Here is a 22,974-nt window from a genome sequence, read left to right as displayed (position 1 = left end):
GCCAGGCAAGGCGCAGGCCGCTGGAAATGGTTGCTCCCTTTCCAAGGCCTGCAACGCAGCCTGGCCCGCTTTAAGGCACAACCCGAAGGGCCGGGCCTGCTGTTGTGCAGGGCTGCGTTGCTCGAAGCTTATTTGGAATGACCAAACCACGCTACTCGCGCCTTGCCCTGCACAACAGCAGACCCGGCGCGATGTGGAAACTAATTGAGAGCGCCCCCTACCCCTCACATCGATTATTTGCGCAACAGGCGCAGACCGTTGAACACCACCAACAGGGCCACGCCCATGTCGGCAAACACCGCCATCCACATGGTGGCGAGACCCACGAAGGTTACCCCAAGAAAGATCGCCTTGATGACCAATGCCAAGGCGATATTTTGCGTGAGGATATTCGAGGTCTGCCGCGACAGCCGGATAAACGCCGGAATCTTGCGCAGATCGTCGTCCATCAGGGCGACGTCGGCGGTCTCAATCGCGGTATCGGTGCCGGCGGCGGCCATGGCGAAACCGATCTGCGCACGAGCCAGCGCCGGGGCATCGTTGATCCCGTCACCGACCATACCGACCCGGTGCCCTTGGGCGTACAAGGCTTCGATGGCCTTGAGCTTATCGGTCGGCAGAAGGTCGCCTTGTGCCTGATCGATGCCGACCTGGGCGGCGATCGCCCGAGCGGTGTGCGGATTGTCGCCGGTCAGCATCAAGGTCTTGATGCCCAGCGCATGCAACTGCTGGATGGCTTCGCGGCTGGATTCCTTCACTGTGTCGGCGACTGCAAACAGCGCCAGCGGGCCAGACCTGTCGAGCAACAGCACCACGGTCTTGCCCCGCTCTTCGAGAGCAAACAGTTTCTCTTCCAGCGCTGGCGAGCACAGGCCCAGCTCTTCCACCAAGCGGTGGTTACCCAAGTGATAAACCTGGCCATTGATCTCACCGCGCACACCACGGCCGGTCAGTGCTTCGAAGTTATCCACAGCGAGCAGCGTCAGCTGTTTATCCACAGCCGCGTTGGCGATGGCCAGCGAGACCGGGTGATCCGAACGCCCGGCGAGGCTGGCGGCCAAAACCTGTGCGGTGTGTTCGACCGTTGGGTCCAGCGACAGATAATCGGTCTGCACCGGTTTGCCATGAGTGATGGTGCCGGTCTTGTCCAAGGCCAGGTAATCCAGTGTGTGACCGCCCTCCAGGTACACGCCGCCCTTGATCAGGATGCCTTTGCGCGCCGCCGCCGCCAGACCGCTGACAATGGTCACCGGGGTGGAAATCACCAGCGCGCATGGACAGGCGACCACCAGTAACACCAGTGCGCGGTAGATCCAGTCGAACCAGGCCGCGCCCATGAACAGCGGCGGGATGAGTGCCACGGCCAAAGCGAAGATGAACACCACCGGTGTGTAGATTTTCGAAAAGCGGTCGACGAATCGCTGGGTCGGCGCCCGCGCGCCTTGGGCGGCTTCCACGGCATGGATGATCCGCGCCAGAGTCGAGTTGTTGGCAGCGGCAGTGACTTTGAACTCCAGCGAACCGGCCTGGTTGATGGTCCCGGCGAAGACTTTGTCGCCGACGGTTTTCTCGACGGGCAGGCTTTCACCCGTGATCGGCGCCTGATCGAGGGTCGAACTGCCGGACAGCACTTCGCCGTCCAGGCCAATGCGCTCGCCGGGACGAACCCGCACCCGCGCACCCAACTCGATGCTTTTAACGTCCTGCTCCAGCCAAGTGCCATCGGCCTGTTGCACGGTGGCTCGCTCGGGGGTCATCTGCATCAGCCCACTGATCGCATGGCGCGCGCGGTCCAGGGATTTGGCTTCGATCAGCTCGGCCACGGTGAACAGGAACATCACCATCGCCGCTTCCGGCCATTGACCGATCAACACCGCACCGGTCACCGCGATGCTCATCAGCGCGTTGATGTTCAGGTTGAGGTTCTTCAGGGCGATCCAGCCCTTTTTATAGGTGCCCAAACCGCCGCTGAGGATCGAAATCAGCGCAACGATCGCCACCACCCAGGTCGGCGCGGCGTTGGTGAAGTGAATCACTTCGGCCGCCAAGGCGCCGACACCCGACACCGCCAACGGCCACCAGGACTTTTTCACCGGTGCCGGGCTGGCTTGCGTATCCGTACCCTGCTCAATGGGTTCGGCCAACATGCCAATCGACTTGATGGCGTCGATGATCGGCGCGGTGCTCGGCAAGTCATGGGTGACGCCCAGCACGCGGTTGATCAGGTTGAATTCCAGTTGCTGCACACCCGCAAGCTTGCCGAGTTTGTTCTGGATCAGCGTCTGCTCGGTCGGGCAGTCCATGGCGTCGATGCGAAAACGGCTCAGGCGTGCGCCATCGGTCGGCGTTTCGCTGAGTTTGATCAACGAAGGCGCTGCGGCGCTGGAACAGCAAGAGCCGCCATGGTTGGCGTGATCGTGTTTCTGAACCGGCTGAAGTTTTTGCTCGTGATCGTGATCAGCGTGGGGTTTGTGAGTGTGCTGGGAATCGCTCATAAGGTCGCGTCCAAAAAGTGCCTGTTGCCAAGTAAAGACCCTGTAGCCACTATAGGGTCAAGCAACCTTTTGGAGACTGACGCAATGAAGATCGGTGAACTGGCGAAACTGACCGACTGCCAGGTCGAAACCATCCGTTATTACGAGCGCGAAGGCCTGTTGCCGGAGCCGGCCCGCAGTGAAGGCAATTACCGCTTGTACACCCAGGCCCACACCGAACGCCTGACCTTCATCCGCAACTGCCGCACCCTCGACATGACCCTCGAAGAAATCCGCAGCCTGCTCAGCCTGCGCGACAGCCCGCAGGATCAATGCGAAAGCGTCAACGCACTGATCGACGAGCACATCCACCACGTCAAGGCACGGATCGACGGCTTACTGGCGTTGCAGACACAACTGCTGGAACTGCGCCAGAGCTGCAGCGAACGGCCAGATATCGAACAGTGCGGGATTTTGCAGCAGCTGGAAGTCAGCGGCGGCGTTGCGGCGAGTGAAACCGAGCACTCGCATGTCGGCCGAAGCCACGGGCATTAATTCGCCCGGCGCAACAGGAGCAAAAGCATGGCCAAACCGGCCAGCACCGCGCCGGTCAGAAACGTGCTTTGTGCGCCGACGGTTTGCCACAGCCAGCCCGCGAGAACGCTGGCAACCAACAGACAGACGCCGCTGATCAGATTGAAAATACCGAACGCCGTGCCCTTCAGTTCGTCGGGGGCAGTATCAGCCACCAGGGTAGCGAGGATCCCTTGGCTGAAACCCATGTGCAGTCCCCACAGGGCTACGCCCAGCATCATCGTCAGGGTCGAATGGGATTGAGCGAGCACCAGGTCCGCCAGCACCAGCAGCCCCATACCGAGACAGAGTAATTTGGTGCGGCTGATGCGATCGGACAACCAACCCGCCGGATAGGCGGACACCGCATAGAACCCCGACATGACCACCATCACCAGCGGCACCCAGGTGGCTGACAAACCCGTCTGCTGCGCCCGCAACACCAGAAACGCTTCGCTGAAACGCGCCAGCGTAAACACCCCTCCGACGACGACCACCCACCAATACCCGGACGAAAAGTCGTGAAGGACTCGCCAATGAATGGGCGATCGAAAGGTGTGCTTGCCAGTCGCGTGCTCAGGCTCTTTTACCCCGGTGACAATCAGTGCCACCGCGATGACCGCCGGGATGACGGCGAACCACAGCACCTGCTGGATATCGGCGAGCCAGAGCATCAGCACGATGGCCAGCGCAGGACCGACAAGAGCACCAACGGTGTCCATCGATTGGCGCAAGCCGAAACACGCACCGCGAATTTCCAGCGGGGCTACGTCCGCCACCAGTGCATCGCGCGGCGCGCCGCGAATGCCTTTGCCGATACGATCGAGAAAGCGTGCGGTGAACACCACCTCCACCGAGTGAGCCAGCGGGAATAACGGTTTGGTCAACGCGGCCAAACCGTACCCCAGTAACAACAGACCTTTGCGCCGACCGATAAAGTCGCTGATCGCACCCGAGAAGACTTTGACCAGCATCGCCGTCGCCTCGGCGATGCCCTCGATGATGCCGACGGTCAGTGCACTCGCGCCCAGGGTCGTCACCAGAAACACCGGTAAAAGGCTGTGCACAAGCTCGGACGAAACATCCATGAACAGGCTGACAAAGCCCAAGGCCCAAATGGTCGGCGGAATACGCAGAGGTACCGATCTGGCCTGATTCACCTGTTCATCCTGTCGTGCTCCAATGCCTCATCGGCGGCTATGAAACAGATACCCGAGCCCTAGCCTCTAAGGCTGAGGGCTGGAAATACTCGCTGGTACACACGTTCAAGCACGTCGAGCAGATGTTCGCCCAGTTGTCTGCAGCCCAACACTTCCCGCACCAGCCAGGCGCTGGCCAGCGACACCAGCAACGACCCGGCAATATCGAATGGAAAGTGCACGCCCAGGTAGACACGCGCCCAGCCAACCAACGCACCCAGCAGCAGAACCAGCAGGCCCAGCTTGCGCAGCGCTGCCAGCATCAAGCCAAAGGCTAGCGAGAACATTACCGTGGCGTGGTCGCTTGGAAAGGATGACTCTGCGGCATGCTCCATAAAGTTTTGCCCCAACCCCAGCATGAACGGACGCGGGTGGAACCAAAGGCTGCTGATCAGCAAATTGCAGCCCAGCGCGAAGACGATACTCAGCGTCGCAGTGACCGCCACCGCCCGCTGCGGGCGTGTCCCGCGCAGCCACAATCCGGTCAGCAGTAGCGGTACGCTGAAGATCAGCCACTGCGCCAAAAACATTGCCAAAGACCGCATTGGCGCCGAGGCATCCGCGCTGGCGTTGATCGCCAGGAACAGGCTGCGATTGAGTTCTTCCACAAATAGACGCCCTTCAGATCATCAGAAAACCCCGCGCCGCGATAACGCGGTGGGCGGTACACATCATAGTAGTTGCAATCGCCCGGACAGTCGGAGCACTCCGCCATCCGGGCTTCAGGCGTTTGTCGCCTGTTTTGCCACAAGTCCTGCTGCCACACGGCACGTCAGCGACTGGGTGAAGCATGCCGTCAATTCGAGCGTTCGACAGTGTCGGACTGCGCTTTCTGACTGCTCGCTACGGCCTGCGCATGCTCAGACTGCTGATAGTGAACCATCGCCACATCGCGTGCGGCGTCCATTCGGGCCTGAACCTTGTCGCCACCGCCTTCGGCCATCGCGGCCACAGAAGCGCACATCAGGGAAACGACCAAAAAAGCTTTCAGGGATTTCATCGGGAACTCTCCAGTAGTTGGGTTCTGCCAGACCGTGTATTGGCTGACTGGAGCTCATCCTATAGGGCGCTATTTATCGACCCTTTCCCCTGGAGATGAATTTTCTGACATGTAGACGTAGGAGCTGCCGCAGGCTGCTCCTACGGGGTATCAGTGTCTGACCGTTCCCACGCGGGAGCGCGGGAACGATCATCTTCAGGGCTAGACCGCCATCGGCGCGGTCATGGGCGCGTGGTGTTCGTAGCCTTCCAGCGAGAAGTCGCTCGGCTCGATCTGCTCCAGCCACTCCGGCTGGTACACGCCAGTCTTGGCGAACTCCGGCACACGGTCGGAAATCACCAGTTTGGGCATCGGGAACGGCTCGCGCTTGAGCTGTTCGTTGAGCATGTCCAGATGGTTTTCGTAGACGTGGGCGTCACCGATGAAATAGGTGAACCAGCGCGGCGTGTAACCGGTCAGGCGACCGATCAGGCTCAGCAGTGCGGCGCCTTCGGTGAGGTTGAACGGCGTGCCCAGCCCCAGATCGTTGGAGCGGATGTAGAGCGTCAGGGAAATCTCTTGGGTCTCGACGTTCGGGTGGAACTGATACAGCAGATGGCACGGCGGCAGGGCCATTTCATCGAGCTGGGCGCAGTTCCAGCCGTGGAACAGGATACGCCGGCTGCCCGGATCCTTGATGATGGTGTCGATGCACTGGCGAATCTGGTCGATCGCTTTGTACAGCACCACATAGGCCTGGCCGTCTTCTTCGCCTTCAGCGATCTGGCGGTAGCCCTGACTCAGTGTCTGCTCGATGGCAGCCTGATTGCTGACCGGGATCTGCTTGTACGCCGGCCATTTGCGCCATTGCACGCCGTAGATCTCGCCCAGGTCGTCGTCGCCCTGACGGAACGGATTGGCCAGCCACTGGGCGTTTTCGTTGGCGTTCTGGTCCCAGACCTTGCAGCCCAACGCACGAAACTCGGCCGCGTTGTTCACGCCCCGCAGGAAACCGACCATCTCGCCGATGGCCGATTTGAAGGCCATCTTGCGGGTGGTGATCGCCGGGAAACCTTCTTTCAGGTCATAGCGCAGCATCGCGCCGGGAAAGCTGATGGTGTTCACGCCGGTACGGTTGGCTTGCTTGGTGCCGTTCTTGATGACGTGGGCAACCAGATCGAGATATTGCTTCATGAATTACCTGTGTCCTTGAACGCAGGGCCTGAGCCCTGCGATCCGAATGTAGAGCGCGGCGCTTTAAGACACCGGAGTAGCGGGAGCCGCCGGGGCGCGGTTGTACGCCAGCCAGATCAGGTACAGCCCGCCGATGATCATCGGGATGCACAGAACCTGCCCCATGGTCACCCAGCCGAACGCCAGGTAACCGAGTTGCGCATCCGGCACTCGCACCAGTTCGACGACAAACCGGAAGATCCCGTAGAACAGCGCGAACATCCCGGAGACCGCCATGGTCGGCCGAGGTTTGCGCGAGAACAGCCAAAGAATGACGAACAACGCCACGCCTTCGAGGGCGAACTGATACAGCTGCGACGGGTGGCGCGGCAACTGCGCCGGATCGCTGAACGGCGGGAAAATCATCGCCCACGGCAGGTCGGTCGGCTTGCCCCACAACTCGGCGTTGATGAAGTTGCCGATACGCCCGGCACCCAGACCGATCGGCACCATAGGCGCGACGAAGTCCATCAGCTGGAAGAACGACTTGCCATTCTTTTTACCGAACCACAGGGCCGCCAGCATCACGCCGATGAACCCGCCATGGAACGACATGCCACCCTTCCACACTTCAAAAATCAGCGTCGGGTTGGCCAGGTAAGCACTCAGATCGTAAAACAGCACATAACCCAATCGGCCGCCGACAATCACCCCCATCGACATCCAGAAGATCATGTCGGAGAGTTTCTCCTTGGTCCAGGTCGGGTCGAAGCGGTTCAACCGACGTGACGCCAGCATCCAGGCGCCGCCGATACCGATCAGGTACATCAGGCCGTACCAGTGGATTTTCAGCGGGCCGATGGCCAGGGCCACCGGGTCAATCTGCGGGTAAGGCAGCATTGCGACTCCTCGTTAGAGTTGAAACATAAAATTCCTGGCGCGACCGTGCCACGTCCGGATTAAGCCAGGATTGCGTCGTCGGTCCTGGCAAAAAGAGCTCAAAGCAGAAAGCTCAAACCCACGCAAAACAGCAAAGCGGCAAACAGTCTTTTCAGCAAACGCGGCGACAGCGTGTGGGCCAGTCGCGCACCGAAGCGGGCAAAGACCATGCTGGTCAGGGCGATGCCCAGCAGCGCCGGTAAATAAATGAATCCGAGACTATGAGCCGGCAGACGTGGATCGTGCCAGCCCAGAACCATGAAACTTAATGCACTGACGAGCGCAATCGGCAGACCACAGGCCGAAGACGTGGCCACGGCTTGCTGCATCGGCACACTGCGCCAGGTCAGAAACGGCACCGTCAGCGAGCCTCCACCGACCCCGAAAATCGCTGAAGCCCAGCCGATCACACTGCCGGCCAGGGTCAGACCGAATTTGCCGGGCACCGTTCGGCTGGCCTTGGGCTTGACCTCCAGCGCCAGCTGCACGGAAATGACCAACGCGAACACGCCGATGATCTTCTGCAAATGCGGTCCCGAGATGGCTTCGGCCGTCAGCGCGCCAAAACCCGCGCCGATCAGAATCCCGACGGTCATCCAGACAAAAATCGGCCAGCGCACCGCGCCTTTCAGATGATGTTCGCGCACCGCATTGACCGAGGTGAAGATAATCGTCGCCAACGATGTGCCGACGGCCAGGTGAGTCAGCACCGACACATCAAAACCCTGCAAGGTGAAACTGAACACCAATACCGGGACGATGATGATCCCGCCGCCCACTCCAAACAGCCCGGCCAGCACGCCGGCACAGGCACCCAGCAGCAGATAGAGCGGAAATTCCATGACTGCACCCCGAAATAAGTGCGGCATGGTAACGGATGCATGGCCTCAAGCTCCACTGGATGGCGATGGATACCCGCCGGATCTGTGCGTAGAGTGGGCAAAAAAGCCAAGAGGGATCACCCTATGTGCTTGATCGTCTTCGCCTGGCGACCGGGTCACGCCCAACCGCTGATCGTCGCGGCTAACCGCGACGAGTTCTATGCGCGCCCGAGTCTGCCACTGGCGCAATGGCCCGAGACGCCAGAGGTGTACGCCGGACGCGATCTGGAAGCGGGTGGCACCTGGCTGGGCATTGGCGCCGACGGGCGCTTTGCCGCATTGACCAATATCCGCGACCCGCACCAGCCACCCGCGCGCAAATCACGAGGCGAGCTGGTGGCGCGGTTTCTCACCGGCGACTTGCCGATTGCTGAGTATTTGACCGACGTTGTCGACAGATCGCTGGAATATGCCGGGTTTAATCTGCTGATCGGCAATCGTCATGAGCTGTGGCACTACAACGCGCGGGAGCCTGGGCCGGTCAAACTGCAATCAGGGATCTATGGGTTGTCGAATGCCGGGCTGGATACGCCGTGGCCAAAGGTGCTCAAGGCCAAGGCGGCGTTGAGTGAAGTACTGGCTGATTCGCAGCCACAGGCTTTATTGGCCCTGTTAGGCGATCCGCAAACGGCGCCGTTCGCCGATTTGCCGGATACCGGGGTTGGGCTGGCGACCGAGAGTCTGTTGTCGAGCGTGTTTATTGCCAGCCCCACGTATGGCACGCGAGCGAGCACGGCGCTGATTGTGCAGGCGGACGGGACGCGGCATATGGTCGAAAGGAGTTTCGGGCCGTATGGCGGGCATCTTGGCGAAGTGGAGATCAGGGATTAGGCGGCGTCGGCACTGACCTCATCGCGAGCAAGTTCACTCCCACAGGGTTTTGTGTTGATCACAAAATAGTGAACCTACACAAATCCACTGTGGGAGCGAGCTTGCTCGCGATGGGTGCGCCACAGGCTCAGAGGGGCTTGATCGCCCCCGGATTGATCATCCGCGCCAACCCAAGGTTCTTCAGCGCCAATTGCAGCGAGCTGTGGATCACTTGCGGGTTGTCGATGGTCATCAGCTCGGCAAGCAGATCCCTGGCCCAGCTCAGATTGATCTGGCGCAGCATCCACTTCACTTTCGGCAAGTTGGTGGCGTTCATCGACAGGCTGTCAAAACCCATCGCCATCAACAGCACCGCTGCCGCCGGGTCACCGGCCATCTCCCCGCAGATACTCACTGGCTTGCCTTCGGCATGCGCGTCACGTACGACGTTCTGCAAGGCTTGCAGCACCGCCGGGTGCAGGTAGTCGTAGAGATCGGCTACCCGCGGGTTATTACGGTCCACGGCCAGCAGGTATTGGGTCAGGTCGTTGGAGCCGACCGACAGGAAGTCCACCTGCCGCGCCAGTTCCTTGGTCTGATACACCGCTGCGGGAATCTCGATCATCACCCCAACCGGCGGCATCGGCACGTCGGTGCCTTCGTCGCGCACTTCACCCCAGGCGCGGTGAATCAGGTGCAAGGCTTCTTCCAGTTCATGAATACCGGAGATCATCGGCAGCAGAATGCGCAGGTTGTCCAGGCCTTCGCTGGCCTTGAGCATGGCACGGGTCTGCACCAGGAAAATTTCCGGGTGGTCGAGGGTCACGCGGATCCCGCGCCAGCCGAGGAACGGGTTGTCTTCCTTGATCGGGAAGTACGACAGTGACTTGTCGCCGCCAATGTCCAGGCTGCGCATGGTCACCGGTTGCGGATGGAAGGCCGCGAGTTGCTCGCGATAAATCGCCAGCTGTTCCTTTTCACTCGGGAAGCGCTGATTGATCATGAACGGCACTTCGGTGCGGTACAGACCCACGCCTTCGGCACCACGCTTCTGCGCCCGCGCCACGTCCGCCAGCAGGCCAGTGTTGACCCACAGCGGCATGCGGTGACCATCGAGGGTCACGCACGGCAAATCGCGCAGCGCATCCAGCCCCAGCGCCAGTTGCTTCTCTTCCTCGACCACATCGGCGAACTGCTTGCGCAGCACGTCACTCGGGTTGGTGTAGACCTCGCCGTGGTAGCCGTCGACGATCATCTGGATGCCGTCGACCTTGGAATACGGCAGGTCGACCAGGCCCATCACCGTCGGAATACCCATGGCTCGCGCCAGGATCGCCACGTGCGAGTTACCGGAACCGAGTACCGACACCAGCCCCACCAGCTTGCCTTCCGGCACCTCGCCGAGCATCGCCGGCGTCAGTTCTTCGCTGATCAGAATGGTGTTGTCGGGATAGACCAGCGTCTGCTGACGTTCTTCCTGCAAGTAAGCCAGCAGGCGTCGGCCAAGGTCTTTGACGTCGGACGCGCGCTCACGCAGGTAGGCGTCGTCCATCAATTCGAAACGGTTGACGTGATCGGTGACCACCTGACGCAGCGCGCCCTGGGCCCACTGGCCGGTCTTGATCACAGTGGTCACTTCGCTGCCCAGCGAAGCGTCGTCGAGCATCATCAGGTAGACGTCGAACAGCGCCCGCTCTTCCGGCCGCAATTGCGTGGCAAGTTTGGCGGACAGCGCGCGCATGTCGGCGCGCACGCCTTCGATGGCGGTCTTGAACAGACCCAGCTCTGCGTCAATGTCGGTGATGGTTTTGTCAGGCACCACGTCCAGATCGGCCGGCGGCAGCATGACCACCGCAGTACCGACCGCCGCACCGGGCGAACCGGGTACGCCGACGAACTTTGCTTCCTGAATGCCTTTGCCCTGACGCCCCAGACCCCGGATCGAACCGGTGGCCTCGGCGTGGGCGATAACGCCCGCGAGCTGGGCGCTCATGGTCACCAGGAAGGCTTCTTCACCTTCGTCGAACTGGCGACGTTCTTTTTGCTGGATGACCAACACGCCGACGACGCGCCGGTGGTGAATGATTGGGGCGCCGAGGAACGAGGCATAACGCTCTTCACCGGTTTCGGCGAAGTAGCGATAGCGCGGGTGATCCGCGGCGTTTTCGAGGTTAAGGGGTTCTTCACGCGTGCCGACCAGGCCAACCAGCCCTTCGTTGGGCGCCATGCTGACTTTACCGATCGAGCGCTTGTTCAAGCCCTCGGTCGCCATCAGCACGAAGCGGTTGGACTCGGGGTCGAGCAGGTAGACCGAGCAGACCTGGCTGCCCATGGCCTCTTTGACGCGCAACACAATAATCCCCAACGCCGCCTTGAGATCCTTGGCGGAGTTAACTTCCTGGACGATCTTGCGCAGCGTATTGAGCATGGCTCGGGGTCGAACTCCGTCGTCAGTCGCGCGCTAAAAGGCGCGGGGCAAGCTCTTTGAGAGCGCGGCGATAAACTTCGCGCTTGAATGTCACCACCTGGCCCAACGGATACCAATAGCTGACCCAGCGCCAGCCATCGAATTCCGGTTTACCGGTCAAATCCATCCGCACCCGCTGCTCGTTGGAGACCAGGCGCAGGAGAAACCATTTCTGTTTCTGGCCGATGCACAGCGGTTGGCTGTGCGTTCTGACCAGACGTTGCGGCAAACGATAGCGCAACCAGCCCCGGGTGCAGGCGAGAATTTCAACATCTTCGCGCTCCAGACCCACTTCTTCGTTCAACTCGCGGTACAAAGCGTCTTCCGGCGTCTCCTGAGGGTTGATACCACCTTGAGGAAACTGCCAGGCATCTTGATTGATACGGCGAGCCCATAGCACCTGGCCAGCATCATTCGTGAGAATGATCCCGACATTGGGGCGGAAACCATCGGGGTCGATCACGGCAACAACCTCGCAAACGCATGTCGCCGCATTGTTCCACAAAGGTTGTGAAGGCAGCAACGAAGCTTCCTACGTTATGTGCACTCTTGTGAAAAGACCGTATTCTGGACGCCTTTTTACAGACTTTTCAGCGAGTAACTGCAATGCGTCTGGCTTTATTCGACTTGGACAACACACTTTTGGGCGGCGACAGCGATCACGCGTGGGGCGATTACCTCTGTGAAAGGGGCTTTCTCGACGCCGTCGCCTATAAAGCGCGCAACGACGAGTTCTACCAGGACTACCTGGCCGGCAAGCTGGACAATGCCGCGTACCTGAATTTTTGTCTGGAAGTGCTCGGTCGTACCGAGATGGCTGTGCTGGATGAGTGGCACCGCGATTACATGCGCGACTGCATCGAACCGATCGTGTTGCCCAAGGGCCTCGAGTTGCTGGCCAGGCATCGGGCCGCCGGCGACAAACTGGTGATCATCACCGCCACCAACCGTTTCGTCACAGGTCCCATTGCCCAGCGCCTGGGCGTTGAAACCCTGATTGCCACTGAATGCGAAATGATCGACGGCCGCTACACCGGACGCAGCACCGACGTGCCGTGCTTCCGTGAAGGCAAGGTGACGCGCTTGAATCGTTGGCTGGAAGAGACCGGCATGTCACTCGAAGACAGCTATTTCTATAGCGATTCGATGAACGATCTGGCGCTGCTGGAGGAAGTGGCAAACCCTGTGGCCGTGGACCCTGACCCGAATTTGCGGGCCGAGGCCGAAAAACGCGGCTGGCCGGTGATGTCCTTGCGCGACTGAATACGCCATCGTCGGAGCTTGCTCGCGATGGGGCCACCCCGGTATCAGGCCTTAAACCGGTTTGGCGCCCATCAACCCGGCAATGGCGATAAAGCAGACAAAACTGAACAACGCCAAGGCGAACGTAAACTTGCCACTGCCTCCCGGTGCGGTGCGCAATTTGTTAAGCCGCACCAGCAGCCAGAACATTGCCAGAGCGCCTACGGTGTAGATCACGCTGGAGGCCAGCAGCCAGGTCTGCCCCAGCGGCCAACCCACCCGATGCACCATCCACCATCCGGTGAACGGCATGCTCAGCAACGCCAGGCCCATCACCAGCCAGACAAACACCCACGGCCGCTGCAACGTGCGGGCGTGTGCCATCGCGTCACCGGTGCGGCGCGTGCGCCAGACCCAGATCGCCAGACCCAGCGCACCGACCAGCAACAGCACCGTCGCCAGGACATGAGCCACTTTCAGGGCGGTTAACGTTTCCATGGTTCGATTTCCTTATGGACTGCCCACAGCGTAGACGCTCAGCCGAGGAACAGCTGATACGCCGGGTTGTCGCTCTCATCCCAATACGGGTAACCGATTTCTGCCAGCGCCGCCGGCACCAGATGGCGCTCTTCGTGCGGCACTTGCAGGCCGGCGACCACCCGACCATCGGCCGCGCCGTGGTTGCGGTAGTGGAACATCGAGATGTTCCAGCGCCCGCCGAGCTTGTTGAGGAAGTTGAACAGAGCGCCCGGACGTTCCGGGAACTCGAAGCGCAGCACCACTTCATCGACGACATGCGCCGCGCGGCCGCCGACCATGTGGCGAATGTGCAACTTGGCCAATTCGTTGTCGGTCAGGTCGAGCACCGGGAAACCTTGCTCGGTCAGGCTGGCGATCAGCGCGCTGCGTGGATCGTTTTCCGGGTGCGTCTGCACGCCAACGAAGATGTGTGCTTCGCTGCCGGTGTTGTAGCGGTAGTTGAATTCGGTGATCTGGCGCTTGCCGATGGCTTCGCAGAACGCCTTGAAGCTGCCCGGTTTCTCCGGGATGGTCACGGCGATGATTGCTTCGCGGCCTTCACCCAGTTCGGCGCGCTCGGCAACGTGGCGCAAGCGGTCGAAGTTGACGTTGGCGCCGGAGTCGATGGCCACCAGGGTCTGCCCGGTCACACCGCGCGACTCGACGTACTTTTTGATCCCGGCCACGCCCAGGGCGCCGGCAGGTTCAGTGATCGAGCGGGTGTCGTCGTAAATATCCTTGATCGCCGCACAGATCTCATCGGTGCTGACGGTGATCACTTCATCGACGTAGTCTTTGCAGATGTCGAAGGTGTACTGACCGATCTGCGCCACCGCCACGCCATCGGCAAAAATGCCCACGGTCGGCAGCACCACGCGCTCGCCGGCCGCCATGGCTGCTTGCAGGCAGTTGGAGTCGTCCGGCTCGACGCCAATGATCTTGATCTCGGGTCGCAGGTACTTCACGTACGCCGCAATCCCGGCGATCAGGCCGCCACCGCCCACCGGGACGAAAATCGCATCGAGCGGGCCTGGGTGCTGGCGCAGAATCTCCATCGCCACGGTGCCCTGCCCGGCAATGGTATGCGGATCATCGTAAGGGTGGATGTAGACGTAACCCTTTTCGTCGACCAGTTTCAGCGAATAGGCCAGGGCTTCCGGGAACGAATCACCGTGCAGCACCACTTTGCCGCCGCGCGAACGCACGCCTTCGACCTTGATCTCGGGGGTGGTCTTGGGCATGACGATGGTCGCTTTCACGCCCAACACCTTGGCCGCGAGCGCCAGGCCCTGCGCGTGGTTACCCGCCGAGGCAGTGACCACGCCACGGGCGCGTTCTTCGTCGCTCAATTGGGTCAGCTTGTTGTAAGCGCCGCGAATCTTGAACGAGAACACCGGCTGCAAGTCTTCGCGCTTGAGCCAAATCTTGTTGCCCAGCCGCTCGGAGAGCTGGCGAGCATTCTGCAATGGGGTTTCTACGGCAACGTCATAAACGCGCGAGGTGAGGATCTTCTTGACGTACTGTTCGAGCATCGGAAAGCATCACTGAGCGGGTTGGGCAGGGTTAGGGTCTGTTGACGTTTGGTGGCGACCGCGACGGAGGCCCATTTGGCGCAGGGCAAGGCGCGAGGAACGCAGTTTGGTTGTTCCAAATAAGTTCCGAGCAACGCAGCCCTGCGCCAAATGGGCACCGTCCCTTCGGGTTGCGCGCCAAATTGCGCGAGGCTGCGTTGCGGGATTTGCCAAGGGAACAACCATTGGCGGCATCCCGCGCCTTGCCTCGCGCAATTTGGCGTGCAACGCGGTTCGCCACCAAACGTCAACAGACCCTCGGAGTCTAACCCGGCTTTCGCCTAAGCGACCACACGAATCCAGAGGATTTAGCCCGGCATGGGGCTATAATGCCGACCTTTCCGTTCTCCCTTGCCCGCTTTCGGAGCCCGCATGACCCAGGATCAACTCAAACAGGCAGTGGCTCAGGCCGCCGTCGACTTCATCCTTCCAAAACTCGACGACAAGAGCATCGTCGGGGTCGGCACCGGCTCCACCGCCAACTGCTTCATCGACGCACTGGCCCTGCACAAGGGCGCGTTCGATGGCGCGGTCGCCAGCTCCGAAGCCACCGCCGCGCGCCTCAAGGGCCACGGGATTCCGGTGTATGAGCTCAACACCGTCAGCGACCTGGAGTTCTACGTCGACGGCGCCGATGAAAGCGACGAGCACCTGAACCTGATCAAGGGCGGTGGCGCCGCCCTGACCCGCGAGAAGATCGTGGCGGCTGTGGCGAAGACCTTCATCTGCATCGCCGACGCCAGCAAACTGGTGCCGGTCCTGGGCGCTTTCCCGCTGCCGGTCGAAGTGATCCCGATGGCCCGCAGCCACGTGGCCCGCGAGCTGGTGAAACTGGGCGGCGACCCGGTTTACCGCGAAGGCGTGTTGACCGACAACGGCAACATCATCCTCGACGTATTCAACCTGCAGATCACCAACCCGGTCGAGCTCGAGACTCAAATCAACGCCATCGTCGGCGTGGTCACCAACGGCCTGTTCGCCGCCCGTCCGGCAGACGTGCTGCTGCTGGGCACCAGCGAAGGCGTGAAAACCCTGCGCGCATAAACGAAAAAAGCCGCAGGACATTACGCCTGCGGCTATGGGCGTATCCCGAAATCCCTAGCGAACGCTGCTCTTGAAGCTGCCGGCGCCCGGCAGTTCCAGCACCAGCTCATCGCCAACGTTCAGCGGACCGACGCCCACCGGGGTGCCGGTCATGATCACGTCACCGGCTTGCAGCGAGAAGCAGCCCGCCATGTGCTGGATCATCGGCACAATCGGGTTGAGCATCGCGCTGCTGTTGCCGTCCTGGCGAATTTCGCCGTTGATGGTCAGCCGGATACCGATGTCGGTCAGGTCGGCGAAGGTGCTGCTGACCACAAACGGCGCCAGCACGCAGGCGCCGTCGAACGACTTGGCGATTTCCCATGGCAGACCTTTGGACTTGAGCTCGGCCTGCTTGTCGCGCAAGGTCAGGTCCAACCCCGGTGCAAACCCGGAGATCGCATCCAGCACTTCTTCGCGGCTCGGCCGGGTCGACAACGGCTTGCCAATCAACACCGCGATTTCTGCCTCGTAGTGCACCGAGCCACGCTCGGTCGGAATCGCAAAACCACCTTCCAGCGGCACCACGCAACTGCCCGGCTTGATGAACAACAGCGGCTCGGTCGGCACCGGGTTATCCAGCTCCTTGGCGTGTTCGGCGTAGTTACGCCCGATGCACACCACCTTCCCGACCGGGAAATGAATACGCGTACCGTCGACATACTGGTGCTGATAGCTCATTACCGACTCCTTCCTTATTGATTCATCAGGTACAGCGGCTTCAAACAGCGAAGATCTTGCCCGGGTTCATGATGCCGTTCGGGTCGAACACCGCTTTGACGGCTTTCATGTACTCGATTTCAACCGGCGAGCGACTGTACGTCAGGTAATCACGCTTGGTCATGCCCACGCCGTGCTCGGCGGAGATCGAGCCGTTGTACTTCTCGACGGTTTCGAACACCCACTTGTTGACGGTCGCGCACTTGGCGAAGAACTCGTCCTTGCTGAGGTTTTCTGGCTTGAGGATGTTCAAGTGCAGGTTGCCGTCGCCGATGTGGCCGAACCAGACGATTTCGAAGTCCGGGTAGTGTTCGCCGACGATCGCGTCGATTTCTTTCAGGAATGCCGGGACTTTCGACACAGTGACCGAAATGTCGTTCTTGTACGGCGTCCAGTGGGAAATGGTTTCGGAGATGTATTCGCGCAGCTTCCAGAGGTTTTGCAGCTGCGATTCGCTCTGGCTCATCACGCCATCGAGCACCCAGCCTTCTTCGACGCAGTGCTCGAAGGTTTCCAGGGCGTGGTTGGCCACTTCTTCAGTGGTCGCTTCGAATTCCAGCAGCGCGTAGAACGGGCAATCGGATTCGAACGGCGCCGGTACGTCGCCGCGCGCGAGGACTTTGGCCAGCGCCTTATCGGAGAAGAACTCGAACGCGGTCAGGTCGAGCTTGCTCTGGAAGGCGTGCAACACCGGCATGATCGAGTCGAAATCGGCAGTGCCGAGGACCATCGCAGTGAGGTTTTTCGGTGCGCGATCAAGGCGCATGGTCGCTTCGACCACAAAACCCAGGGTGCCTTCGGCGCCGATGAACAGCTGACGCAGGTCATAACCGGTGGCGTTCTTGATCAGGTCACGGTTCAGTTCCAGCAGGTCGCCCTTGCCGGTCACGACTTTCATGCCAGCGACCCAGTTGCGGGTCATGCCGTAGCGAATCACCTTGATCCCGCCGGCATTGGTGCCGATATTGCCGCCAATCTGGCTCGAACCTGCGGAAGCGAAGTCCACCGGGTAGTACAGGCCTTTTTCTTCGGCCACGTTCTGCAAGTGCTCGGTGACCACGCCTGGCTGGCAGACGGCGGTGCGGTCGGTCAGGTTCACGTCGAGGATCTGGTTCATATAGTCGAAGGAAACCACCACTTCGCCATTGGCCGCCACGGCAGCAGCGGACAGCCCGGTGCGTCCGCCAGACGGCACCAGCGCAATCTTGTGCTCATTCGCCCAACGGACGATAGCCTGGACCTGCTCGGTGGTCTTGGGGAACACGATGGCCGTCGGGGCCGGGGCGAAATGCTTGGTCCAATCCTTGCCGTAAGCATTCAGGGAGTCGGCATCGGTCAGCACCTTGCCAGGCTCAACCAGGGTCTTCAGCTCTTCAATCAGGGCGGGATTGGTCATCGACAGAACTCTCGAACAATTCATGGTCATCCTGAGTACGCTTCACGTCGCAGGAATGAGTGTTTGCGGGGTGCATATGCTAGCATACCGCCCCCGCAGGATAGTGCCCAAAGCCGTTCTGCGGTGACGGCTGTCATGCCGCTCAGGTCAGCTCAGGCTGTCCACTTCCCCTGCCACTTTTCTCCGGGACACAGGTTTAAGCAGATGAGCAAGACTTCCCTCGACAAGAGCAAGATCAAGTTCCTTCTTCTCGAAGGCGTCCACCAATCGGCTGTCGACGTCCTCAAGGCGGCGGGCTACACCAGCATCGAGTACCTGACGGGTTCTCTGCCGGAAGCCCAGCTGAAGGAAAAGATCGCTGATGCTCACTTCATCGGCATTCGCTCCCGTACTCAACTGACCGAAGAAATCTTCGATCACGCGAAGAAACTGGTAGCTGTTGGCTGTTTCTGCATCGGCACCAACCAGGTCGACCTCAACGCTGCTCGCGAACGCGGCATCGCGGTCTTCAACGCACCGTACTCCAACACCCGTTCGGTGGCCGAGCTGGTGCTGGCTGAAGCAATCCTGTTGCTGCGCGGCATCCCAGAGAAGAACGCCTCCTGCCACCGTGGTGGCTGGATCAAAAGCGCGGCCAATTCCTTCGAAATCCGCGGCAAAAAGCTGGGTATCGTCGGTTACGGCTCGATCGGTACTCAACTGTCGGTCCTGGCTGAAGGCCTCGGTATGCAGGTGTACTTCTACGACACCGTGACCAAGCTGCCTCTGGGCAACGCGACCCAGGTCGGTAACCTGACCGAACTGCTGGGCATGTCCGACATCGTGACCCTGCACGTGCCGGAAACCGCTGCCACCCAGTGGATGATCGGCGAGAAGGAAATCCGCGCCATCAAGAAAGGCGGGATTCTGATCAACGCCGCGCGCGGCACCGTGGTCGAGCTGGACGCCCTGGCGGACGCGATCAAGGACAAGCACCTGATCGGCGCGGCCATCGACGTATTCCCGGTGGAGCCACGTTCCAACGACGAAGAGTTCGCAAGCCCGCTGCGTGGCCTGGACAACGTGATCCTGACCCCGCACATCGGCGGCTCCACCGCTGAAGCGCAAGCCAACATCGGCCTGGAAGTGGCTGAAAAGCTGGTCAAGTACAGCGACAACGGTACGTCGGTGTCCTCGGTCAACTTCCCGGAAGTGGCCCTGCCGGCTCACCCTGGCAAGCACCGTCTGCTGCACATCCACCAGAACATCCCGGGTGTGATGAGCGAGATCAACAAGGTCTTCGCCGAAAACGGCATCAACATTTCCGGTCAGTTCCTGCAGACCAACGAGAAAGTCGGCTACGTCGTGATCGACGTCGACGCCGAATACTCGGACCTGGCACAAGAGAAGCTGCAACACATCAACGGCACCATTCGTTGCCGCGTGTTGTTCTAACGCTCAAGCGTCAATGAAAAGGGAGACCCTCGGGTCTCCCTTTTTCATGCCTGGAAAAATTTACTTTACAGTCACGGTGATTTTTTTCGAGACGATCGGCGGATCGAACGGCACGTGGTTCTTGTCGCCCAGTTCCAGTTGCAAGGTGTGCTTGCCCGGCGTCAGGGTCACGTCGGTTTCGGTCTGGGCCTTGCCGAAATGCAGGTGGTTGGCATCCGCCGGGATCGGCATGTTCTCGACTGGCAATTTGTCGACGTCAATCAGCAGGTGATGGTGCCCGGTATGTGCGGTCTGATCGCCGGCTGGCGCCAGGGCAATTTTTTCAACCGCGAATCGGACCTTGAAGGTTTTATCCACGGTCGCACCGTCCGCCGGAGAGACGATATACACCTTCGCACCCTCAGGGGCCTTGGTACGAGGGACGTCCGCGGCGCTCACCAACATCGAAGCGCTGAGCATCAGACCGGCGAGAACTGCACGTGACATAAAGGTTTTCATTCTTTTCTCCAGTTTTGAACTTAATCTTTACGGTTGTGACAACTTCGTAGCCATTCGTTGTCGAAGCACCTCATCACCATAGCAAAGCGCCCCGAAACAGCGCGTCGCACATAATGAATTCAAGGAGTGACCATGCGCTTTCTGCCTGGCCTGATACTGTTGCTGCCCCTTGTGAGCCCTTTTGCTCACGCTGAACTGATCGACGAAATAAACGACCGAGGTGAGTTGCGCATTGCGCTTGAAGCCAACACACCACCGTTCAATTTCAAGGAAGACGGCAAGCTCAGCGGCTTCGAAGTCGAACTGGGCCAACTGCTGGCCAACGAACTGGATGTGCGCGCCGACTTCATTGTCACCGATTCAACCGATCTGTTGCCGGGGGTCGAGAGCGGCAAGTACGACGTCGCCATCAACCACATAGCACTGACTCCGGAGCTCAAGGATCGTTTCGACTTCAGCGAACCTTATAGTTATTCAAGCGCACAATTGGTTGAACACAAGGACGAGCAGCAGGTACCTAAAGACCCGTCCGGCCCCCTGAAAGGCCTCGACCTGCTCAGCTACCCCAACGCCCGACAATCGCTCTTGCCCGTCAGTGATAGCCTGGTGACGCCTCACGCGATCACCGACGACCCTGCGCTGACCCGCAAAGGCGCCAAAGCGGGTCAGACCCTGAGCCTGGCGATTCCGTTTCAGAAAGGTAATCCGGCATTCCAGGCCAGCCTCGACCGGGCCCTGCAACGGATCAAGGCGGACGGTCGGTTGATGGCGTTGTCGGAGAAATGGTTCGGCACGGACGCGAGCCAACTGCCGAAACCGTAAGGCCCGACGAACCGTAGGAGCTGCCGCAGGCTGCGATCTTCTGATCTTGCCGGAAGGTCAAAAGATCGCAGCCTTCGGCAGCTCCTACGGATTGGTATCCAGTGCGGCCAATGCGATTGCAGCCTCAGCCAACTCCAGCTCGCTGAACACCTGCACCCCATTGCGGGCCAACAAGGCCGCGGTGACGCCCTCGCCGCTGACTTTGACCCCGCTGAAGGTCCCGTCATAGGTCAGCAGGTTGCCGCAGGACGGACTGTTGGCCTTGAGCACGGCGATACGGATGGCGTGTTTTTGCACCAGTTCCAGTGCCTGATGGGCGCCCGAGAGAAACTCGGCGCTAACGTCCTCACCCTCGGTTGTTATCACTCGCGCCATACCGTCGAGCACCTGAACCCCTTGCCCACCGGTAATCTCGGCCGCGGCCCGTGGCGTTGGCAAACCACCGGCGACTTCCGGGCACAAGGGGACCACCCGACCTTCGGCGCTCCACTGTTCCAGCAGATTGAACGGCCCACTGGCCCCGCCGTCGTAACGCACGCGGTGGCCCAGCAGACAACGACTCACCAGAATTTTCTGCATGATCAGAACGGCTCGTTGCCGCGCCGGCGAAACCAGCCCGTCAAGGACAGGCGCTCGCGGGTCGCGGGCAGGACTTCATGGGGTACTTCGCCCGACAGGAACACCACCAGGCAACCGCCGGTGGGCACCACATCGTGCGGAGCGCCCTCCTCCAGGTACATCCGCAACTGGCCGCCATGCTCCGGTAGCCAGGCGTCGTTGAGGTAGATCACCGCCGAAACCATGCGCCGGTCGTCGTCGCGAAAGCGGTCGACGTGCTTGAGGTAGAACGCGCCCGGCGGGTACAGCGCGAAATGGCTTTCGAAATCCTCGAGCCCAAGAAACAACCCACGGTTCATCGCCTCGCGCAGGCTGTCCATCAACCCCAGATAGCTGTCGCAAGCATCGACTTGCCCAGGCTCAAGCCACTGAATATGGTCGCCACGGATGCCTTCGCGAATCTCCGAAAAAGGCCCGCGCCCCACTGCCGCTGGCGCCAGTTGCCCCTCGGCCGCACGCCTACGACATTCAGCCGCCAGTTCCAGAGTCAGAGCCTGGGGCAGGAAAATATTCTGCTGCGACCAGCCGTGTGTAGCCAGGTCGTCGACGATACGTAACAGCAGCGGGTGATCAGAGGGTATTTGCATGGCGCGCATAGTATTCCTGCACCAGAAAATCCGACAGAGCCGTGTAGCGGAGGATCGTCGGATAAGGTGACGAACCTGATACGAATTCTCGACAACCTGTGCCCGGCCCCGGAGAATAGTCGCCTGCTGACAGGAGTCCTTATGCGCCGTTTGCTTTTTTCACTGTTGATGCTCTGCACTTTGCCCACTTGGGCAGACGGCCACGACCAGTTGTACAAGGTCGCCGGTTGGCCAGACCAACGCGCGCATTTTAACGATGCCCTCGCTGCCGCCCAGCAACGCTACCAAAGTAGTCTGCCGCCCGCAGTGTTCCAGGCCCTGGTCAATAACAGCAATCAGCGCTTTGCCCCGCAGGCCATGGACCATCGGGCCGAAGCGCAACTGCGCAAACACCTTGCCGACCCTGCACCTGCGCTGGCGTTTTTCCAGTCGCCACTGGGGCGCAAAATTATCGCTGCCGAGCTGCTGGCGACCCGCCGCGACCAGTTGGCAAAGAACGCCAAAGGCCTGCCAAAAGTTGAAGCCAGCGACACCCGTCAGTTGATCATTGGTCATTTGGCCCAGGCACTGCCGGCGCGCGAGGCCGGAGCTGAAGTCAGCCTGGCGATTGCCGGTGTGGCGGCCGACAGCCTGAGTCAGATGATCCCCGGCCTGCTCGGTAGCGGTCAGGCCCAAAGCATGCTGAACGGCCAGCGCCAGCGCTTGATGGATCAGATCGGCTCCGACCTGAACAACACCCTGCTCTACGTTTATCGCGACCTGTCGGATGACGAACTGGAGGAGTTCGCCACATTTGCCGAGTCAGCCGAAGGCAAGGCTTATTACCAGGCGGCATTGGCGGCGATTCGGGCGGGATTGGCGGTGGGGCAAAGCACGTCGAGCCTTAGCCAGTAAGCTTCGGTGCCTGGAAGATCGCCATCGTCGGAACGCCGCCCGGAGCAAGCTCGCTCCCACAGTAGTTCTATGTCGATCACAAGATCGTGTGGGCA

Annotated in this window: 23 protein-coding genes; 7 read left to right on the top strand and 16 right to left on the bottom strand. The window is 60.5% G+C overall.

What is annotated here, in order from left to right:
- Positions 1 to 233: 233 nt before the first annotated feature.
- Positions 234 to 2,495, bottom strand: coding sequence for a heavy metal translocating P-type ATPase (locus AC1RPZ_RS05340; protein ID WP_493135549.1), 2,262 nt, complete (start codon positions 2,493 to 2,495; stop codon positions 234 to 236).
- Positions 2,496 to 2,579: 84 nt separating this feature from the next.
- Between AC1RPZ_RS05340 and cadR the strand changes: the two genes are divergently transcribed.
- Positions 2,580 to 3,029, top strand: coding sequence for a Cd(II)/Pb(II)-responsive transcriptional regulator (gene cadR, locus AC1RPZ_RS05335; protein WP_493135547.1), 450 nt, complete (start codon positions 2,580 to 2,582; stop codon positions 3,027 to 3,029).
- Here the strand turns inward: cadR and AC1RPZ_RS05330 are convergent.
- The 6 genes from AC1RPZ_RS05330 to AC1RPZ_RS05305 form a co-directional block, all read right to left on the bottom strand.
- Complete coding sequence (locus tag AC1RPZ_RS05330) at positions 3,026 to 4,207, bottom strand: MFS transporter (RefSeq protein WP_493135545.1); 1,182 nt, start codon at positions 4,205 to 4,207, stop codon at positions 3,026 to 3,028. The two genes, cadR and AC1RPZ_RS05330, sit on opposite strands and share 4 nt — an antisense overlap.
- A gap of 59 nt (positions 4,208 to 4,266) precedes the next feature.
- Complete coding sequence (locus tag AC1RPZ_RS05325) at positions 4,267 to 4,854, bottom strand: undecaprenyl-diphosphatase (RefSeq protein ID WP_493135543.1); 588 nt, start codon at positions 4,852 to 4,854, stop codon at positions 4,267 to 4,269.
- A 188-nt stretch (positions 4,855 to 5,042) separates the two neighbouring features.
- Positions 5,043 to 5,246, bottom strand: a complete 204-nt coding sequence (locus tag AC1RPZ_RS05320) for a co-regulatory protein PtrA N-terminal domain-containing protein (RefSeq protein WP_019694124.1) — start codon at positions 5,244 to 5,246, stop codon at positions 5,043 to 5,045.
- A gap of 201 nt (positions 5,247 to 5,447) precedes the next feature.
- Positions 5,448 to 6,419 (bottom strand): thymidylate synthase, encoded by a 972-nt coding sequence (locus AC1RPZ_RS05315; protein ID WP_493135541.1) that lies wholly within the window; start codon positions 6,417 to 6,419, stop codon positions 5,448 to 5,450.
- Positions 6,420 to 6,482: 63 nt separating this feature from the next.
- Positions 6,483 to 7,298 carry a prolipoprotein diacylglyceryl transferase gene (gene lgt, locus AC1RPZ_RS05310; protein ID WP_493135539.1) on the bottom strand — a complete coding sequence of 272 codons (816 nt, stop codon included), beginning with the start codon at positions 7,296 to 7,298 and terminating at the stop codon, positions 6,483 to 6,485.
- A gap of 98 nt (positions 7,299 to 7,396) precedes the next feature.
- On the bottom strand, positions 7,397 to 8,179 hold the full coding sequence (locus tag AC1RPZ_RS05305; RefSeq protein WP_493135536.1) for a sulfite exporter TauE/SafE family protein: 783 nt from the start codon (positions 8,177 to 8,179) through the stop codon (positions 7,397 to 7,399).
- Positions 8,180 to 8,302: 123 nt separating this feature from the next.
- Here AC1RPZ_RS05305 and AC1RPZ_RS05300 point away from each other — a divergent pair, with 123 nt between their 5' ends.
- Entirely contained in the window at positions 8,303 to 9,049 is a 747-nt protein-coding gene (locus AC1RPZ_RS05300; RefSeq protein ID WP_493135534.1) for an NRDE family protein, read from the top strand.
- A 127-nt stretch (positions 9,050 to 9,176) separates the two neighbouring features.
- Here the strand turns inward: AC1RPZ_RS05300 and ptsP are convergent, their stop codons facing one another.
- Both ptsP and AC1RPZ_RS05290 read right to left on the bottom strand, forming a co-directional pair.
- The gene (gene ptsP, locus AC1RPZ_RS05295) at positions 9,177 to 11,456 is read right to left on the bottom strand and encodes a phosphoenolpyruvate--protein phosphotransferase (protein ID WP_493135532.1); all 2,280 of its coding nucleotides are present in this window, start codon (positions 11,454 to 11,456) and stop codon (positions 9,177 to 9,179) included.
- A 22-nt stretch (positions 11,457 to 11,478) separates the two neighbouring features.
- The gene (locus AC1RPZ_RS05290; RefSeq protein ID WP_008064982.1) at positions 11,479 to 11,958 is read right to left on the bottom strand and encodes an RNA pyrophosphohydrolase; all 480 of its coding nucleotides are present in this window, start codon (positions 11,956 to 11,958) and stop codon (positions 11,479 to 11,481) included.
- Positions 11,959 to 12,101: 143 nt separating this feature from the next.
- On the opposite strand from AC1RPZ_RS05290, the gene AC1RPZ_RS05285 reads away from it, so the two are divergent.
- A complete protein-coding gene (locus AC1RPZ_RS05285) occupies positions 12,102 to 12,758 on the top strand; it encodes a histidinol-phosphatase (protein WP_493135530.1) in 657 nt (218 codons plus the stop codon).
- 51 nt (positions 12,759 to 12,809) lie between these two features.
- Here AC1RPZ_RS05285 and AC1RPZ_RS05280 read toward each other — a convergent pair whose 3' ends face one another.
- Both AC1RPZ_RS05280 and ilvA read right to left on the bottom strand, forming a co-directional pair.
- The gene (locus tag AC1RPZ_RS05280) at positions 12,810 to 13,235 is read right to left on the bottom strand and encodes a DUF2269 family protein (RefSeq protein ID WP_493135528.1); all 426 of its coding nucleotides are present in this window, start codon (positions 13,233 to 13,235) and stop codon (positions 12,810 to 12,812) included.
- A gap of 38 nt (positions 13,236 to 13,273) precedes the next feature.
- The gene (gene ilvA, locus AC1RPZ_RS05275; protein ID WP_493135524.1) at positions 13,274 to 14,788 is read right to left on the bottom strand and encodes a threonine ammonia-lyase, biosynthetic; all 1,515 of its coding nucleotides are present in this window, start codon (positions 14,786 to 14,788) and stop codon (positions 13,274 to 13,276) included.
- Between the two features lie 411 nt (positions 14,789 to 15,199).
- Between ilvA and rpiA the strand changes: the two genes are divergently transcribed.
- Positions 15,200 to 15,871, top strand: a complete 672-nt coding sequence (gene rpiA, locus AC1RPZ_RS05270; protein ID WP_493135520.1) for a ribose-5-phosphate isomerase RpiA — start codon at positions 15,200 to 15,202, stop codon at positions 15,869 to 15,871.
- A gap of 54 nt (positions 15,872 to 15,925) precedes the next feature.
- On the opposite strand, the gene AC1RPZ_RS05265 is transcribed toward rpiA, so the two are convergent.
- A complete protein-coding gene (locus tag AC1RPZ_RS05265; RefSeq protein ID WP_493135517.1) occupies positions 15,926 to 16,591 on the bottom strand; it encodes a fumarylacetoacetate hydrolase family protein in 666 nt (221 codons plus the stop codon).
- Positions 16,592 to 16,631: 40 nt separating this feature from the next.
- Positions 16,632 to 18,026 (bottom strand): FAD-binding oxidoreductase, encoded by a 1,395-nt coding sequence (locus AC1RPZ_RS05260; RefSeq protein WP_493135707.1) that lies wholly within the window; start codon positions 18,024 to 18,026, stop codon positions 16,632 to 16,634.
- 204 nt (positions 18,027 to 18,230) lie between these two features.
- Between AC1RPZ_RS05260 and serA the strand changes: the two genes are divergently transcribed.
- Positions 18,231 to 19,460: a phosphoglycerate dehydrogenase gene (gene serA, locus AC1RPZ_RS05255; protein ID WP_493135513.1), complete on the top strand. Its 1,230-nt coding sequence runs from the start codon at positions 18,231 to 18,233 to the stop codon at positions 19,458 to 19,460.
- A gap of 60 nt (positions 19,461 to 19,520) precedes the next feature.
- Here serA and AC1RPZ_RS05250 read toward each other — a convergent pair whose 3' ends face one another.
- Positions 19,521 to 19,958, bottom strand: a complete 438-nt coding sequence (locus AC1RPZ_RS05250) for a DUF4399 domain-containing protein (RefSeq protein ID WP_493135511.1) — start codon at positions 19,956 to 19,958, stop codon at positions 19,521 to 19,523.
- Positions 19,959 to 20,090: 132 nt separating this feature from the next.
- Between AC1RPZ_RS05250 and AC1RPZ_RS05245 the strand changes: the two genes are divergently transcribed.
- Positions 20,091 to 20,780, top strand: coding sequence for a transporter substrate-binding domain-containing protein (locus tag AC1RPZ_RS05245; RefSeq protein WP_493135509.1), 690 nt, complete (start codon positions 20,091 to 20,093; stop codon positions 20,778 to 20,780).
- Between the two features lie 84 nt (positions 20,781 to 20,864).
- Here AC1RPZ_RS05245 and AC1RPZ_RS05240 read toward each other — a convergent pair whose 3' ends face one another.
- Positions 20,865 to 21,359: a 2-thiouracil desulfurase family protein gene (locus AC1RPZ_RS05240; protein ID WP_493135507.1), complete on the bottom strand. Its 495-nt coding sequence runs from the start codon at positions 21,357 to 21,359 to the stop codon at positions 20,865 to 20,867.
- A gap of 2 nt (positions 21,360 to 21,361) precedes the next feature.
- Positions 21,362 to 21,994, bottom strand: a complete 633-nt coding sequence (locus AC1RPZ_RS05235; protein ID WP_493135505.1) for a 2OG-Fe(II) oxygenase — start codon at positions 21,992 to 21,994, stop codon at positions 21,362 to 21,364.
- A 132-nt stretch (positions 21,995 to 22,126) separates the two neighbouring features.
- Here AC1RPZ_RS05235 and AC1RPZ_RS05230 point away from each other — a divergent pair, with 132 nt between their 5' ends.
- Positions 22,127 to 22,879: a DUF2059 domain-containing protein gene (locus AC1RPZ_RS05230; RefSeq protein WP_493135502.1), complete on the top strand. Its 753-nt coding sequence runs from the start codon at positions 22,127 to 22,129 to the stop codon at positions 22,877 to 22,879.
- Positions 22,880 to 22,974: the final 95 nt, after the last annotated feature.

It is taken from the genome of Pseudomonas sp. GW822-FHT02D10, assembly GCF_058802345.1.
The sequence above is the reverse complement of the archived record's forward strand: the minus strand, read 5'-3'. Positions and strand labels throughout refer to the sequence as shown.

Coding starts and splice junctions, on each gene's coding strand:
- AC1RPZ_RS05320 (WP_019694124.1), bottom strand. CDS start 5,246: ATGAAATCCCTGAAAGCTTTTTTGGTCGTTTCCCTGATGTGCGCTTCT.
- AC1RPZ_RS05260 (WP_493135707.1), bottom strand. CDS start 18,026: ATGACCAATCCCGCCCTGATTGAAGAGCTGAAGACCCTGGTTGAGCCT.
- AC1RPZ_RS05285 (WP_493135530.1), top strand. CDS start 12,102: ATGCGTCTGGCTTTATTCGACTTGGACAACACACTTTTGGGCGGCGAC.
- AC1RPZ_RS05250 (WP_493135511.1), bottom strand. CDS start 19,958: ATGAAAACCTTTATGTCACGTGCAGTTCTCGCCGGTCTGATGCTCAGC.
- serA (WP_493135513.1), top strand. CDS start 18,231: ATGAGCAAGACTTCCCTCGACAAGAGCAAGATCAAGTTCCTTCTTCTC.
- ilvA (WP_493135524.1), bottom strand. CDS start 14,788: ATGCTCGAACAGTACGTCAAGAAGATCCTCACCTCGCGCGTTTATGAC.
- AC1RPZ_RS05315 (WP_493135541.1), bottom strand. CDS start 6,419: ATGAAGCAATATCTCGATCTGGTTGCCCACGTCATCAAGAACGGCACC.
- AC1RPZ_RS05240 (WP_493135507.1), bottom strand. CDS start 21,359: ATGCAGAAAATTCTGGTGAGTCGTTGTCTGCTGGGCCACCGCGTGCGT.
- AC1RPZ_RS05245 (WP_493135509.1), top strand. CDS start 20,091: ATGCGCTTTCTGCCTGGCCTGATACTGTTGCTGCCCCTTGTGAGCCCT.
- AC1RPZ_RS05340 (WP_493135549.1), bottom strand. CDS start 2,495: ATGAGCGATTCCCAGCACACTCACAAACCCCACGCTGATCACGATCAC.
- AC1RPZ_RS05235 (WP_493135505.1), bottom strand. CDS start 21,994: ATGCGCGCCATGCAAATACCCTCTGATCACCCGCTGCTGTTACGTATC.
- AC1RPZ_RS05230 (WP_493135502.1), top strand. CDS start 22,127: ATGCGCCGTTTGCTTTTTTCACTGTTGATGCTCTGCACTTTGCCCACT.
- AC1RPZ_RS05280 (WP_493135528.1), bottom strand. CDS start 13,235: ATGGAAACGTTAACCGCCCTGAAAGTGGCTCATGTCCTGGCGACGGTG.
- rpiA (WP_493135520.1), top strand. CDS start 15,200: ATGACCCAGGATCAACTCAAACAGGCAGTGGCTCAGGCCGCCGTCGAC.
- AC1RPZ_RS05300 (WP_493135534.1), top strand. CDS start 8,303: ATGTGCTTGATCGTCTTCGCCTGGCGACCGGGTCACGCCCAACCGCTG.
- lgt (WP_493135539.1), bottom strand. CDS start 7,298: ATGCTGCCTTACCCGCAGATTGACCCGGTGGCCCTGGCCATCGGCCCG.
- cadR (WP_493135547.1), top strand. CDS start 2,580: ATGAAGATCGGTGAACTGGCGAAACTGACCGACTGCCAGGTCGAAACC.
- AC1RPZ_RS05305 (WP_493135536.1), bottom strand. CDS start 8,179: ATGGAATTTCCGCTCTATCTGCTGCTGGGTGCCTGTGCCGGCGTGCTG.
- ptsP (WP_493135532.1), bottom strand. CDS start 11,456: ATGCTCAATACGCTGCGCAAGATCGTCCAGGAAGTTAACTCCGCCAAG.
- AC1RPZ_RS05265 (WP_493135517.1), bottom strand. CDS start 16,591: ATGAGCTATCAGCACCAGTATGTCGACGGTACGCGTATTCATTTCCCG.